Origin of the sequence: Bacillus sp. B1-WWTP-T-0.5-Post-4 (assembly GCF_009183795.1) — a bacterium.
Lineage (GTDB): Bacteria > Bacillota > Bacilli > Bacillales > Bacillaceae_G > Bacillus_A > Bacillus_A cereus.
Genome location: NZ_WEIJ01000003.1, coordinates 258,238 through 273,438, shown reverse-complemented (window position 1 = coordinate 273,438; position 15,201 = coordinate 258,238). Strand labels below are relative to the sequence as shown.

Genomic DNA, 15,201 nt, shown 5'->3' with positions numbered 1-15,201 from the left:
GAAATGCGTGAAATGTGCTTTGAAGGAGCCATCATGCTATGGAGAATTTTACATGAGAATAATTTGTTGTGTTATTAAAATTAATCCAAGACTTAACAGTTGATTAATTGAACTGTAAAGTTTAAAATTACAGTAAGATTTTTAAAAGTGAGATGTTAACGTCTGTAAAATGTAGCATGAATAATAGAGATAAATGAAACATTGCTGAATAACTAACATTATGTGAATTTGATTCTAAACTGTAATTTTTTTTAATACATTTCAATAAGCGATCTTTAAAATGTACGTTTAATAACATTAAAGGAGTGAGTTAAATATGGTAATTCTATATACAACAGCAAGCTGTGCTTCATGCCGAAAAGCGAAAGCATGGCTTGAAGAGCATCAAATTGATTATATTGAAAAAAACATCGTATCAAATTCTATGACAGTTGATGAGCTTAAATCGATTCTTCGTTTAACTGAAGAGGGGGCTACTGAAATTATTTCAACTAGATCCAAAACTTTTCAGGACTTAAATATAAATATTGATGAGCTCTCGCTAAATGAATTTTATACATTAATAATTGAGCATCCACTAATGTTGCGTCGCCCGATTATGCTGGATGAAAAAAGATTGCAAATTGGTTTTAACGAAGAAGAAATTCGCAAATTTTTACCACGTAGCGTCCGAACATTTTTAAACATTGAACTGCAAAAGTTGGCTAATTAATAAGTAATATTTTTTAGGGAAAGTGGTATGAAAGGAGGAAGCAGAAAATGATAGAAGTATGTGTTACAGTCAATTATAACGATAGAAATTATCAAACAAATGTTATTGTAAGTAAAGATACGATATGGACAAAAATTAAACAATTGGCAGAAGAACAAGTCAAAAAACAGTGGGGCTTTTAAATTGGATGATTTAAAAAGTGAAGTTACACTTTAGAGGCTTTAACTAAATCTAAGACTTTTCAGGACTTAAATATAGATAAGAAATTTGTATGAAAGGAGGAAGAAGGAAATGATAGAAGTATGCGTTACAGTTAATTATAACGATAGAAATTATCAAACAAATGTTATTGTGAATAAAGATACGATATGGAAAAAAATTAAACAGTTGGCAGAAGAACAAGTGAAGAAACAGTGGAGTGTTTAAATGTATTTTTAACTTAAAAAGCTAAATGAAGTTATGGAATCTATTTCTTTATGCTAAGAGTGGTTCTTATATATTTTAACGTTCAACTAACCTATCTGTAATGTTTATGGCTACAGTATGTTAATATAGGAGAAACAATATTTTTGATTGTAGGAGGAAAACAATGAACAGCGACTTTACCTTGGCCATACACAGTTTAACTTATTTAGCTTTACAGCCAGACCGGATGTCAACAAGTAATGCTATTTCAGAAAGTGCAGGTGTTCACCCAGTACGCATTCGCAAAGTACTAAGTTTGTTAAAAAAACATAAGTTTATACAATCGAAAGAGGGAACTGGTGGAGGTTTTATTTTCGCTCGCGATTTAGATGAAATTAATCTTTGGCATATTTATCAGATAACCTCTGAAGGTGCTTTGCAGCCGAAGTGTCCAGAATCAAACAATCAGTGTGTTGTAGGTTCGAACATGCGAAAAGTTCTTTTCGCTATTTTCTTAGGTGCTGAAGAGCATCTAGGTGAATACTTAAAGAATTATACAATGAAAGAAGTTGTTGACCTTATCAATCAAGAGCGTTAAGCGGCTTAATTATTATATAGCCGTGAGTTCTTAACACTTAAATGTAATGAAAAATATTACAGTATAATTTGTTTTTATATCTTTTTTATCGTCACAAAAAATATTTATAGGAAGGTGAAACGGTATGATGTCAAATAATAATCATGTTTTAAAAGTAGGAGATTGGGTTCGTGGAATATCAAATGAAGGTGAATTAATAGTTGGTTATATTGTATCACTTGATGATGTAGAGGATATAGTTACAGTTAGTATTGTGAAACGTGACGGCCAGTACACAATAAACGAAGCGATTTTACTCTTTAGTAAACACGTTAACAAACTCCCTGAATCAAAGGTAATAAATAAGGAACAAATCCTTTATCTTATAGATCTTGCATTATTAACGGGGGATGAAGAATGGTTTATCGAGCTTTCTTCAAAATTAAACTCGATAAAAGAGCTAGTTAATGAGGGATTTTAAAATTTAAACTTTTGAGGGTGCACACAATCCGCCTTATGGAGAGGACACAATTACTTTTCGCATAAAAGGAAATGATGTAAAAACGATTCATTACAAACATAGAGATATCCCTGAAGAAGAGCCGAACAAACTACAATTAAGATGATATTGAAGTGATTTGTTTGTGTAGTCCTGATAACGATAATTATGTAAATGAGCTGTCCATATGGGGCAGCTTTTTTGTTTTTTGCTCAGTGTAGCTTTTTAAATTGTATATGAATTCAATATTAATAATATATATCCTAAAATTTGGTTTTTTGTATTTTGGGATTTTTTTCTTTTTACCTACATTAATTATTTATTAGAATATCTTTTATGTTTAAAATAAAATTTTTTGATAAAAGGGGATATAAGTATCTTTATAATAAGTCACCTAGAAAAACAATGTATTATTGCATTTTTTTACTAACTAATTCAGCTTTAAGCGATAAAAACAATGGCTACATGCTAACTGTAAAATATTATCCATATAAAATTATTCCCCTTTAATATTTCTGAAAATATAAAAATATTAATTTTATAAATATACACGTTATAATGAGGGCGTCGAGAGAAATTTTATTATCTCTGGAGTAAATATAAAAAATGCGATTATTAGTAAGAAAGGTGTGTGATTAGAGGCGAAATGTATGTAATGTGCTTCAGTGGCTTGTGTAAGCAATATCATCAGTGCTACCGAAGTTATGAAAGTAATGTATAGAATTGAGAAAGAAACGCCTCGCAAATGAAGAGAGGCCGGTTTAGCTAAAATTACTTTTAAAAGTAAAAAAGAGAAACCATTAAAGTAATACACTGTTATTAGAAATGTTGCAACGTATTTATGAAGTCTATTCTATATTGTTCTCTTAAGGGGTCTTTATATAAAGAGCGGATATTACGAGTAAACTTTTTTGTGAACGCTAACAATTATATTAGGACGCTAATTAGCGAATGTTTCAATTTGGATTCATTATGATGAAGGACATACAATGTGGGGCAACTTGTAAGGAATTCATTTTCCGAAAAGGGAATATTTGTTAGGTGCAAAGAGAGATGCAGGAATAGATACAAGGGGGAGTTATTATATGAACGGGAATACTGCAAAGAAAATAGAAGTTCAAGCTGAAAATACCGCACTAAAAAATGAGCAATATGCAGATCCGAAAAAGTGGCATAAGCAGGATACTACATGGGCACTCAGTCTATTTGGAACTGCAATTGGAGCAGGGGTGCTCTTTTTACCGATTAATGCAGGTTCAGGTGGTTTATTATCTTTACTACTAATTACATTGCTTGCATATCCAGTTATGTACTACTCACATAGGGCACTTGCTAAAATGATATACGCTTCTAATTCTGCTGATGAGGGGATCACAGGTACAATTAGAGAGTATTTCGGAAATAAAGCGAGTATCATTTTTAACATCGTATATTTCGGTTCAATTTATACAATCGTACTAATGTATTCGGTTGCGCTTACAAACACTGCAAGTAGTTTTATCGTGCATCAATTGCACATGCCAGAACCTCCAAGAGCTATTTTATCACTTGTATTAGTTCTTGGTCTTATCGCTATACTGAATTTTGGTCAAGATATTACTGTAAAGGTAATGAGTATGTTAGTGTATCCTTTCATAGTTTCTCTACTGTTTATCGCAATATCTTTAATTCCACAGTGGAATACGTCAATGCTTAGTTTTTCAGCTGTTTCAACTGCTTCAACAGGAACAGGCTATTTTGGGACGATATTGATGATTCTACCAATCATCGTATTCTCATTTAATCATTCACCTATGATTTCATCATTTGTTGTGAAACAGAGAGCTACGTATGGAATCGAAGCCACTGATGCTAAATGTGCGCAAATACAAAAGGTTTGTTATATCATGACATTCGCTGTTGTTATGTTCTTCGTTTGGAGTAGCGCATTGAGCTTGACTCCAGATGATATAAAAATGGCAAAAGAACAAAACTTATCAATTCTTTCATATCTTGCTAATGAGCTTAATTCGCCTGTAATCACTATTGCAGCTCCAATTATTGCTTTTGTGGCTATTACAAAGTCTTTCCTTGGCCATTATATAGGAGCATTTGAAGTAATGCGTGACATGATTATTAAGTTTGGTAAATCACGTGGAAAAGATATTGAAGAAAAAACAATTAAGACAATAATTCTTACTTTTGTTGTATTATCATGCTGGTTTGTTGCTTATACAAATCCAAGTATTCTTGGACTTATTGATTCTCTAAGCGGTCCTTTAGTTGCTGCTATCTTATGTCTATTACCGATGTATGCGATTCAAAAAGTGCCAGTATTAGCTAAATACAAAGGGAAAATGAGCAACGTATTTGTTATTATTGTAGGTGTACTTACTGTCTTAGCAAGTATTAAGTCATTATTCTAATTCACTATTATTCGTATTAGTGTAAAAATAGTTAACATAAAAAACTTTTTGGACAAACTTCTCACATTGGAGAGTTTGTCCTTTTTTAGTCATTCTATCAACTTGCCGACAAACAGCCACCTTCCAGGCAGAAGGTGGCTTGTTTCGGTATTAATTTATTTTAACTATTCACGTCTAAATGGACCTTTTGGAGCAATTAGCTCTAAATTAGTACCATCTGGATCGGGGAAGTAGGCAACTCCTGTACCAAATCCAGATTTCTAGCCGTCTTCTTGAAAGATAATTGGTTCGTCATATGGGTGCTATCCTATGCCCATCAAGCTAACAAAATGGATTGCCTCTGAAACAAAAAAATTTTTATTACTATAAAAAACGTAAAGTATCTGTTTTTAGAAAAAAATAATTTTTATAAATTGATGGAGATATAACTCAATTCTTTTATATATTTAGTTAAATAGGATTGTCAGAATGAACTTAAAGTAATTATGATTTCTAGAAATGCGAACTGATGTTTTGAATTGGTTTAAAGTTGCTGGAACAAAATAAAACCAATTGAGCAAAAAAACTTGCAAAAATAAAAAGAGAGATGTATATTAATTGATGTATCAATAATTGATATATCAATTAATATTTTGACAAGAAAGAAAAGGAACATTTTATGAAGGAAATGTTCGTAAATATCAGTGGAGAAGAACGCAAAATACTTATTCATGTTCTATTACAGATGCAAAAAAATGTAGAGAATATGAAAGAATAGAGAGTGTAGGGGGCAGAATAGTGTGGAAATAATCGCAGCTATTTTAGTCGGGATCGTAGCATTAGAACATTTGTTTATCATGATCCTTGAAATGTTTTTTATTGATTCAAAAGTAGCGAAACGTGCTTTCAAATTACCGAAGCATTTAGAAGGAGATCGAAACGTAGCCATTATGTTTGCAAATCAAGGTTTATATAATGGATTTTTAGCGGCTGGTCTCATTTGGGGACTTGTACTTGGGCTCAATCCAATTGGTTATATGGTGCAATTATTTTTCGTGATTTGTGTGGTGATAGCAGCTATTTTTGGAGGTTTCACATCTAATAAATCAATTATTGTGAAACAAGGTCTTCCAGCTGTTTTAGCACTGGTTGCCCTTTTATGTATGATATAGAATCAAAGTTTCTCAATAAAAGAACTCATTTTTGAAAAGAATACGCTATTCTTTCTTTAGAATTATAGGAAAGGATGGCGTTTTTGTATGTCTATTTCTATAAGTAGTGAATTATAACTATTTCCTCAAGGGACTCAACTGCTTTTCAGCTTTTGGATATATTTTCATCCATCTTTGTTTCCTCCTATTGTTGGATAGTGTAATAATTGATAAAAATTTTGATGAAATTGAATTATAACGACTGATCAAAAAGTTAGTGATTAAAAATATTATTCTTTAGTACATACATTTTTAAGATGTTAAATATATTTCATAATAGTCTCTGTAAGATAGGGATAAATAGAATAGTACTTTAAAGTACCTATAGCACTTTAAAGTGCGTACTTTTTATAACTTTGAATATCATTCATAATAGCACCAGTAAGAAGAAAACAAGCTTTACGGTACTACTAGTTACCAACGATGTTACAGCAGTTTATTTAGAATCAGATTGATTGAAGGGTTGTACTATATGGCCTAATAATTTCGAAAAAAATGCCGGTGTGGCATAAAACAATTATGGAGGTTAAAGATATGAGCACTTCAAATTTGAATGAAATAAGTAAACAAATTTTAACAGAGGAGGAAACACTTCAATTTTCCTCTTTTACAAATGAAGATGCCTTGCAACTAGGTTTATTTATCGTTGAAACAGCAAAGCGAGAGGGGAAATTGATTGCTGTTGATATAACGAAAAATGGTGTGCAATTATTTCATTTCAAGATGACAGGGACAAATGAGGAAAATACGAAATGGATTGAGCGTAAAAAACGAGTCGTTTCCCTGCATGATCGTAGCTCGTATTATATGCAGATACAAAGTGAAATAACTGGAATTTCATATAATGAAAAATATCTTTTAGATACTTCAGAATATGCTGCGTTTGGTGGATGCTTTCCTATCAGAATAAAAAACGTAGGGGTTATTGGAATGATAACAGTTTCAGGATTACCACCAGAAGAAGATCATGAATTGGTAGTAAGAGCAGTTAAAAATCATTTGAACCAATAGTTGTAACGAGTCAATAGATAATTAATTTTAGGGGGCAATACTATGCCATTAATTGAGCTAAATACTTGGCCAACCATGTCAACAGAAGAAAAGAAGGAATTTATTTATCATGTAACGGAACTTACAATAAAACTATTAAAAATTGTCCCTGACAAAATTCAAGTGTTGATAACGGAACTTGAGAAAGAAAATTTTGGGAAAGCTGGGGCTGTAGCAAGTGATGCTACCTTTGCTGTGAAAAGTAGGGTGTCCGATTGGGAGACAAAAGAGTCTTACGATACACCAGGTCGTAACGTTAATGGAATGGCTATTATTAAGATTGATATATGGAATACATTTGATCAAGAGACAAAGGATAAGTGGGTAAACGAACTTACACAAGTAACATCTAAATATACTCATGCCCCTTTGGATAAAGTGCTAATTCTTATTCGTGAAATGATTCCAGGGAACTGGGGACAAAGTGGTGTAACAGGAGCTAATGCAGATTTCCTTTCCAAAAGTCGTACATTTTAATCATTAAATAAAAAAGGCAAAAATGAACACATTTCTGTTCGTTTTTGCCTTTTTATTATTTGTCTGTGGTAATGAACATGATCCTTTATATGTTTAAGTAATATTCTCTAAAGTTGCCTCTACGGGAAAGTGTATTTCTTCATTTGAAAGTCTTTTTCATGGAATGTAGATTTCAATTTTTGAGCAAAATAAGCTAGGTTATATAAATGTTACTTTTTATTAGGGTGATTATCATTCATAATAGCACATGTAAGAGAGAAATAAGCTTTATGGTACTGGTAACTAACTATGTTACTTTTTAGTACCTACAGCACTTTAAAGTACGTACTATTCATTGTATTGAATATATTTCATAATAGTACATGTAAGAGAGAGACAAGCTTTACGGTACTAAAAAGTACCTATAGTACTTTAAAGTGCGTTCTTTAAAAAAAGAATGAAACCATTCATAATAGCGTTTGTAGAGATTAAATATGTTTTTTAGAAGATAAAAGGGCCTTTTTATCGCACTATTATGATAGGAATTATAGGGAAGAGGGGAAACTCAATTGAATTCATATACAGCATCGTCTTCAGAAGTTCAGACGAATCGAAGAAGTATATTTGCGTTATTAGCGTTAGCAATTAGTGCGTTCGGGATTGGGACAACTGAATTTGTTAGTGTCGGTTTATTACCATCTATTTCGGAAGATTTACATGTGTCGGTTACAACGGCTGGTTTAACAGTTTCTTTATATGCGTTAGGCGTAGCGTTTGGGGCTCCAGTATTAACGTCATTAACAGCTAATATGTCACGAAAAACGTTATTAATGTGGATTATGATTATTTTCATTATTGGTAACGGAATCGCAGCGGTAGCAACAAGCTTCACTGTATTACTTATTGCGCGAATTGTTTCTGCACTTTCGCATGGTGTGTTTATGTCAATTGGTTCAACAATTGCTGCGGCACTTGTCCCAGAAAATAAACGGGCTAGCGCGATTGCGATTATGTTTACTGGTGTAACAGTTGCAACTATTACAGGTGCACCAATTGGAACATTTATTGGTCAACAATTTGGCTGGAGAACATCATTTTTAGCAATTGTAGTAATTGGAATTATCGCCTTAATTGCAAATAGTATTCTCATTCCATCTAATATGAAAAAAGGTGCGTCTGTATCATTCCGCGATCAATTTAAACTGATTACAAACGGAAGACTGTTACTAGTTTTCATTATTACTGCATTAGGATATGGGGGAACATTCGTAACTTTTACGTATTTATCTCCGTTATTACAAGAGGTAACAGGATTTAAAGCAAATACGGTTACTATCATTTTATTAGTGTATGGAATCGCCATTGCGATAGGGAATGTGATTGGCGGAAAATTATCGAATCATAATCCAATTCGAGCGCTATTCTACATGTTCTTTATTCAAGCGATTATACTATTTGTTTTAACATTTACGGCACCATTTAAGGTAGCTGGGTTAATCACAATTATTTTAATGGGGCTATTCGCATTTATGAATGTTCCAGGGTTACAAGTATATGTCGTAATGTTAGCTGAACGATTTGTACCGAGTGCTGTCGATGTTGCATCGGCAATTAATATTGCGGCGTTTAATGCTGGGATTGCTCTTGGTGCTTATTTAGGCGGTATTGTAACGAACTCGTTAGGGTTAATTCATACAGCTTGGGTAGGCGGCATTATGGTAGTAGGTGCTGTTATTTTAACAGCATGGAGCATGACATTAGAAAAAAGAGATCAAGTAAAATAAAAGGAGAGAAAATAAAATGAAAAATTTACAAAGTAAAACAGTATTAAGTAATGGTGTGGAAATGCCTTGGTTTGGTTTAGGTGTATTTAAAGTAGAAGAAGGACCAGAACTTGTAGAAGCGATTAAATCAGCAATTAAAGCAGGATACCGCAGCATCGATACAGCTGCAATTTACGGAAATGAAGCAGCTGTAGGTGAGGGGATTCGTGCCGGTATTGAAGCAACTGGTATTTCAAGAGAAGAATTATTTATTACTTCAAAAGTATGGAACGCAGATCAAGGATATGAAGAAACGATTGCTGCATACGAAGAGAGCTTAAAAAAATTAAAGCTAGATTATTTAGATTTATATCTTGTTCACTGGCCTGTAGAAGGGAAATATAAAGATACATGGAGAGCGTTAGAAACACTTTATAAAGAAAAGCGTGTACGTGCAATTGGCGTAAGTAATTTCCAAATTCACCATCTGCAAGATGTAATAAAAGATGCAGAAATTAAGCCGATGATCAACCAAGTAGAATACCATCCTCGTTTAACACAAAAAGAATTACAAGCTTTCTGTAAAGAACAAGGCATTCAAATGGAAGCATGGTCACCACTTATGCAAGGTCAATTATTAGATAATGAAACATTACAGGCAATTGCTGAGAAACATGGTAAAACAACAGCACAAGTGATTTTACGTTGGGACCTTCAAAATGAAGTGATCACAATTCCAAAATCAACGAAAGAGCACCGCATTATTGCAAATGCAGATGTATTTAACTTTGAATTAACGAAAGAAGATATGGAAAAAATCGATGCATTAAATCAAAATCACCGCGTTGGTCCAGATCCTGATAACTTTGATTTCTAATAGAAATGAGTAAAAAGAGTGCAAAAATCGCACTCTTTTTTATTGAATAGACAATAAAATGTTTCTGTTTATATTATGACTTTTAAATTACTTTAGGCGAGCTAAAGAACTGATTAACAGTATTAAAGTTTGACATAAAATAATGGATTCTATATTATATATGCTATAGCATGTAAATTGCGATTTATTTAGAGGTGGCATATGGACTTATATGAGTTAACAGGACATCTTGTTCATTATACTGATGTGAAGTTAACAAATTATATAATGTAAGTTTTTAATCACATATTGCTTATAAGATTTATCTTTTATATGCTATAGCATATAAAATGAACCTCTTAACTTGTAATGTTCAAAATTTAAATAACATAGTAGAAAATTCATGAAGCGAGGAGATTTTAGTAATGGAAAAATTCATATTAGCGTTTGATAGAGAACTTGTAATCGCAGAAAAAAAAGACACAACATGGAGCGTCCAATCGCAGTTTGTAGGTGCGAATCCAGTTGCTTTAGCTTCTGATCCATACGACCAAGAAAGAATGTATTGTGGTACTTTTGATAGAGGATTATGGAGAAGTAAAGATGGAGGAAGTTCATGGGAAGCAATTGGTACGTTGCCTTCATTTGGTGAAGTGTTCCCAGCTAATGCTATTCATATGAGAGCTATTACAGCAGTTTCTGTATCTCTAGCGAAGGGGGATGACGGTAACGGGATTGTATATGTAGGAACTGAACCGAGCGCAATGTTCGTATCAAAAAATGGAGGAGACAGCTTTGAATTGCTAACGGATTATCGCCAAATGCCATCTTATGCATCATGGTTCTTTCCTCAAAGAACATATACACACCATGTAAAACATATTGAAATTGATGCTAATAATCCAGAAACTATTTATACGACTATTGAGGTAGGCGGATTAATTAAAAGTGTAGATGGAGGTAAGACATGGACTGAGGAAAAAGAGGGGAACTATCCTCAAGATATTCACATTCTTACATCACATCGCAATGCCCCAAATCGTTTATACGGGGTGTTAGGTGATTCATTCTTGAAAGAACCAGGTCAAGAGTATGCGGAGAGTAATGATGGAGGTAAGACTTGGAACTATATGTGTAGCGGGCTAAAGCATCATTACGCATATCAAATGGCAGTTAACCCAAATGATCCAGAAAATATTATTATCGCGACATCTTCAAATCCACACGTAGCGCATGATTACAATAATGGAAATTGTGAATCATTTATTTATAAGAAAGAAAAAAATCAGTCTTGGGCAGAAATGAATGTAGGTTTACCAACTCCTAAAGGCACAATCATACCAGTATTAAAGGCAACAAGTGATGGAACGTTTTATCTGTTTAGCAATAAAGGAGTGTATCAGTCAGTAGACGGTGGTTCAAATTGGACATCATTAGAGATTCCTTGGGAGAGTAGATTTATGGAACAACATCCTTATGAGATGTTAATTATTAAATAAGTGACAGGTATAGTTTTTACTACTATTCATTGGTAATGTTTAGTTGAATTTAAATTAAAAATGTAAAAAGCCAGGTAATGTGTTATTCATGCTACCTGGCTTTTTTGACCAGCAATTTAAGGTTATTTTCATATTTGTGTAAATATGAAACAAGCAGGATACATGAATAGAGAATGGGTAAAATAATACCGAATGATCACTAGATTGTATCAATGATGCTATAAGTGTTTTTTTAGGGAAACTGAAGCAAGAAGCAGTGGTTTAGATTCAGAATGACTAGCAATTGGTGTTATGGTGTTCAATGGTTCAAAAATGAACTCATTTCAACTCATATTATCTTCGCAATGTATCATTTTGAAGAATATTAAAACTTAGGAGGAAATGAATTATGACAAAAGATTTCTATACTGCACTGAAAGAAAGACGTACTTACTACGGAATTAACAAAGAGGTACAAGTATCGGATGAAAAAATTAAAGAAATCGTAGAGTTTGCTGTGAAATATACTCCATCCGCTTTCAATTCTCAAACTGCGCGATTAGTTGTATTATTTGGTGAAGCTCATGATAAATTATGGGATATTACAACTGAAACATTAAGAAAAGTAGTTGGAGATGGAGATTTCTCAGGAACGCAACAAAAAATGGATTCTTTTAAAGCTGGTTATGGAACAGTACTATTCTTTGAAGATGAGTCTATCGTTAAATCGCTTCAAGAAAAATTTGCTGCATATGCTGAAAACTTCCCGATTTGGTCACACCAAGCATCAGGTATGCACCAATTAGTCGTGTGGACAGGTTTAGAAGCAGAGGGATTAGGGGCATCTTTACAACATTATAATCCATTAATCGACGATGAGGTAAAACAAGAATGGAATGTTCCTGCTAATTGGAAACTAATTGCACAAATGCCATTTGGTAATCCAACAGCTGCACCAGGTGAAAAAGAATTCCAACCACTTGAAGAGCGTGTGAAATTTCATAAGTAATATTCAAATGCAATAAAATGGAAATTTAATCAGTGGTGGTCTTACTGTCCGCAAATAGCGGGATAAGCTAACTGTATTGCGAAAATAAAACTGTTTAGTTACAAAAATTCTATTTATTATTTCTGTTAATCGAGTATGTATTAATAAAAGTTGTTAAAATCACTATTTTAATCTTTAAAGGAACAAGGTGATCGGTTTGATCATCTTGTTTCATTTCTTAAATTTTATTTTATTTATTAAAAAACGCTAGGTTTTCATAAATGCTTGAAAAACTAGCGTTTTAATAATAGGTATCTGTAATTTGATTACTTAAAACTATATACGAAAAAGCTTTTATGTTATTCCTCAAGTTCTATCCATTCCTGTGACCATTCTTCTATTCCGCGAATAATAGCTTCTAAAGCAAATCCTTTTTGAGTTAAAGAATATTCTATACGAACTGGTGTCTCAGGAAAGACTTTACGTTCGACAATTCCTTCTAGTTCTAATTCTTTCAATCTTTCTGAAAGTAATCTTCCGCTAACAGGAAGAGAAGATTCAAGCGTACAAAAGCGCTGAGGTCCAGAGAAAAGTTGGTAAATAATGAGTGCTGTCCATCGTTGACTAAAAAATTTCATTCCTTTTTCAAAGCGAGGGCATAATGTAGAATCATTCATTTTCCTTCACCTCCTAAAACAAATTATATAACATCTTACTATTAGTAACAAATATTTTTATAATTAATTACTTGACGTAAAGTAATTACGAATGTATACTCACTTACATAAAGTAACTAAGTTGTTTTATGTAACTGAAACGCTTTTCTTTAAATGGCCAAAGTTGTAATGATACATATTGCATATAAGCTGAGAGAAAAAAGAATAGCATCTGTAAAAACACTTACGTTGTGTAAGTTAAACAATAAAAAATATAACAATGGAAGAGAATTTTTAGAGATTCTCAATACTAGGAGGTACCTAATGGTTACAACAGATACAATTCATATATTAGAAGATAAAATTCAATTTATACATCAAGATGGAAAGGATATTTCTTTAGTAGGCCCTATCAAATTACCAATTAATTTATATGGGGAGACTAAAGTTTTCCAATGGTATTCTTGGTTACAATGTAGTGAGGTTACAAATAGTGTAGAAGGAATTATCGAAAAACTCTCATCTATTAATTTAGCTGATATGCAGCAATCTAGTGTGCTTGTATATGGTGATTTTGAGAATTCTGAAGATGCCCTAATTCGTATGCATAGTATTTGTCACACCGGTGATATCTTTGGTAGTAAACGTTGTGACTGTGGATTTCAATTAAAGCAGTCTTTACAAATGATTACAGAACATGGTTCAGGTGCTTTATTTTACTTAGCGAATCATGAAGGAAGAGGAATTGGTTTGTTTAGTAAAGCTATGACGTACCTCTTGCAAGAAAATGGGTTAGATACAGTAGAAGCTAATCTGAACCTAGGTTTTGAAGATGATGTTCGAAACTATGATGATACAATTGAAGTATTAAAAGCGCTACGCTCAAAACCTGTAAAACTTATTACAAATAATCCAAAAAAATTAGAAGCGTTACAAAAAGCTGGATTAAATGTTACGAGTCGTGAACCGTTATGGGGTGATGTCTCAGAGTTTAATGAGAAATATTTGCAAACGAAGATTCAGCGTTCTGGACATTTTGAAGGGGGACACTTACATGCTTGAGCATGAATTGTATATGAAGCTAGCACTAGAAAATGCCAAGGCTATGAAGGGACAAACGACTCCAAATCCATTGGTTGGATCTGTAATTGTAAATGATAATCGAATTGTAGGGGTCGGAGCACATATGAAGGCCGGAGAACCACATGCCGAAATACATGCGATACGTATGGCTGGAGAACAGGCACGTGGTGGTACAATCTATGTAACTCTTGAACCTTGTTCTCATCATGGTAGAACAGGGCCTTGTGCTGAAGCAATTGTACAAGCAGGAATTAAGAAGGTAGTAGTTGCTACACTTGATCCAAACCCGCTTGTTTCTGGACGTGGAATTAAAATTCTACAAGATGCAGGTATTGAAGTACTTGTAGGAGTGTGTGAAGAAGAATCTAAAAAAATGAATGAAGTCTTTAATAAATATATTTTGATAAAGCGTCCATTTGTAACGATTAAATCAGGAGTTACATTAGATGGGAAAATCGCTACGTCTTCATCGGATAGTAAGTGGATTACATCTACAGAAGCAAGACAAGAAGTACACCAAATACGAAACGAAAATGCGGCTATTTTAGTAGGAGCGAATACTGTTCAAAAGGATAATCCATCATTGACAACGCGTATTCCAAATGGACGAAATCCAATTCGAATAATATTGGACTCGACATTACGCATACCGATGGAAGCTAACGTTGTTACAGATGGAGAAGCTCCTACCTGGATATTTACAACAAGTAATCATGCAGCGAAAAAAAAGAAAGCATTAGAAAATGCAGGAGTTAAAGTATTTGTTACTAGCGGAGAAAAGCATATAAACTTACATGAAATGCTTGATGTTTTAGGGCAAAAAGGAGTTTCCTCCCTGCTTATTGAAGGTGGTGGAGAGGTAAATGCTTCGTTTATTGAAAATAAATTGATGGATAAACTTATATTATATGTCGCACCAAAAATTATTGGGGGCAGATTGGCGCCTAGCTTTGTAGGGGGGACTGGTATTACTAAAATGCAAGATGCAATTGAATTTAAGGATATATCATTTACCCAGGTTGGAAAAGATTATAGATTTATTGGCTATCCAGAATATCGGAAAATATAAAGAGAATAAAAGCT

The 15,201-nt window shown here is 33.2% G+C and carries 16 protein-coding genes and 2 pseudogenes; 16 read left to right on the top strand and 2 right to left on the bottom strand.

The window, feature by feature from the left end:
• Positions 1-316 precede the first annotated feature (316 nt).
• The 7 genes and pseudogenes from spxA (at position 317) to GBN91_RS12100 (ending at position 4,598) form a co-directional block, all read left to right on the top strand.
• A complete protein-coding gene (gene spxA, locus GBN91_RS12130; protein WP_000236189.1) occupies positions 317-712 on the top strand; it encodes a transcriptional regulator SpxA in 396 nt (131 codons plus the stop codon).
• A gap of 47 nt (positions 713-759) precedes the next feature.
• A complete protein-coding gene (locus tag GBN91_RS12125) occupies positions 760-894 on the top strand; it encodes a BA3454 family stress response protein (RefSeq protein WP_029440937.1) in 135 nt (44 codons plus the stop codon).
• 109 nt (positions 895-1,003) lie between these two features.
• A complete protein-coding gene (locus GBN91_RS12120; RefSeq protein WP_023522572.1) occupies positions 1,004-1,138 on the top strand; it encodes a BA3454 family stress response protein in 135 nt (44 codons plus the stop codon).
• A 163-nt stretch (positions 1,139-1,301) separates the two neighbouring features.
• Positions 1,302-1,715 (top strand): Rrf2-family transcriptional regulator SaiR, encoded by a 414-nt coding sequence (gene saiR, locus GBN91_RS12115; RefSeq protein WP_001083465.1) that lies wholly within the window; start codon positions 1,302-1,304, stop codon positions 1,713-1,715.
• A 124-nt stretch (positions 1,716-1,839) separates the two neighbouring features.
• On the top strand, positions 1,840-2,175 hold the full coding sequence (locus tag GBN91_RS12110; RefSeq protein WP_000987462.1) for an IDEAL domain-containing protein: 336 nt from the start codon (positions 1,840-1,842) through the stop codon (positions 2,173-2,175).
• Between the two features lie 7 nt (positions 2,176-2,182).
• A pseudogene (locus tag GBN91_RS12105) lies at positions 2,183-2,320 on the top strand (DUF3888 domain-containing protein); the annotation flags it as partial.
• Positions 2,321-3,278: 958 nt separating this feature from the next.
• Complete coding sequence (locus GBN91_RS12100) at positions 3,279-4,598, top strand: aromatic amino acid transport family protein (RefSeq protein WP_001014168.1); 1,320 nt, start codon at positions 3,279-3,281, stop codon at positions 4,596-4,598.
• Between the two features lie 164 nt (positions 4,599-4,762).
• On the opposite strand, the pseudogene GBN91_RS12095 reads toward GBN91_RS12100, so the two are convergent.
• Positions 4,763-4,897: pseudogene (locus tag GBN91_RS12095) on the bottom strand (VOC family protein); the annotation flags it as partial.
• 480 nt (positions 4,898-5,377) lie between these two features.
• On the opposite strand from GBN91_RS12095, the gene GBN91_RS12090 reads away from it, so the two are divergent.
• From GBN91_RS12090 to GBN91_RS12060, 7 genes are all read left to right on the top strand, one after another.
• Entirely contained in the window at positions 5,378-5,749 is a 372-nt protein-coding gene (locus GBN91_RS12090) for a DUF1304 domain-containing protein (protein WP_000402472.1), read from the top strand.
• A 534-nt stretch (positions 5,750-6,283) separates the two neighbouring features.
• Complete coding sequence (locus GBN91_RS12085; RefSeq protein WP_149214894.1) at positions 6,284-6,799, top strand: heme-degrading domain-containing protein; 516 nt, start codon at positions 6,284-6,286, stop codon at positions 6,797-6,799.
• A gap of 42 nt (positions 6,800-6,841) precedes the next feature.
• Positions 6,842-7,315 (top strand): tautomerase family protein, encoded by a 474-nt coding sequence (locus tag GBN91_RS12080; protein WP_149214895.1) that lies wholly within the window; start codon positions 6,842-6,844, stop codon positions 7,313-7,315.
• Between the two features lie 548 nt (positions 7,316-7,863).
• Positions 7,864-9,078 carry an MFS transporter gene (locus GBN91_RS12075; protein WP_001089896.1) on the top strand — a complete coding sequence of 405 codons (1,215 nt, stop codon included), beginning with the start codon at positions 7,864-7,866 and terminating at the stop codon, positions 9,076-9,078.
• A gap of 16 nt (positions 9,079-9,094) precedes the next feature.
• Positions 9,095-9,934 (top strand): aldo/keto reductase, encoded by an 840-nt coding sequence (locus GBN91_RS12070; protein WP_016123061.1) that lies wholly within the window; start codon positions 9,095-9,097, stop codon positions 9,932-9,934.
• A 404-nt stretch (positions 9,935-10,338) separates the two neighbouring features.
• Positions 10,339-11,412: a WD40/YVTN/BNR-like repeat-containing protein gene (locus tag GBN91_RS12065; RefSeq protein WP_016123060.1), complete on the top strand. Its 1,074-nt coding sequence runs from the start codon at positions 10,339-10,341 to the stop codon at positions 11,410-11,412.
• Positions 11,413-11,800: 388 nt separating this feature from the next.
• Positions 11,801-12,400, top strand: a complete 600-nt coding sequence (locus tag GBN91_RS12060) for a nitroreductase family protein (protein ID WP_016123059.1) — start codon at positions 11,801-11,803, stop codon at positions 12,398-12,400.
• Between the two features lie 338 nt (positions 12,401-12,738).
• Here the strand turns inward: GBN91_RS12060 and GBN91_RS12055 are convergent, their stop codons facing one another.
• Positions 12,739-13,056 (bottom strand): winged helix-turn-helix transcriptional regulator, encoded by a 318-nt coding sequence (locus GBN91_RS12055; protein WP_001000102.1) that lies wholly within the window; start codon positions 13,054-13,056, stop codon positions 12,739-12,741.
• 303 nt (positions 13,057-13,359) lie between these two features.
• Between GBN91_RS12055 and GBN91_RS12050 the strand changes: the two genes are divergently transcribed.
• On the top strand, positions 13,360-14,097 hold the full coding sequence (locus tag GBN91_RS12050) for a GTP cyclohydrolase II (RefSeq protein ID WP_152121558.1): 738 nt from the start codon (positions 13,360-13,362) through the stop codon (positions 14,095-14,097).
• Complete coding sequence (gene ribD, locus GBN91_RS12045; protein WP_149214897.1) at positions 14,090-15,187, top strand: bifunctional diaminohydroxyphosphoribosylaminopyrimidine deaminase/5-amino-6-(5-phosphoribosylamino)uracil reductase RibD; 1,098 nt, start codon at positions 14,090-14,092, stop codon at positions 15,185-15,187. Before GBN91_RS12050 ends, ribD begins: the two co-directional genes overlap by 8 nt.
• Positions 15,188-15,201 lie beyond the last annotated feature (14 nt).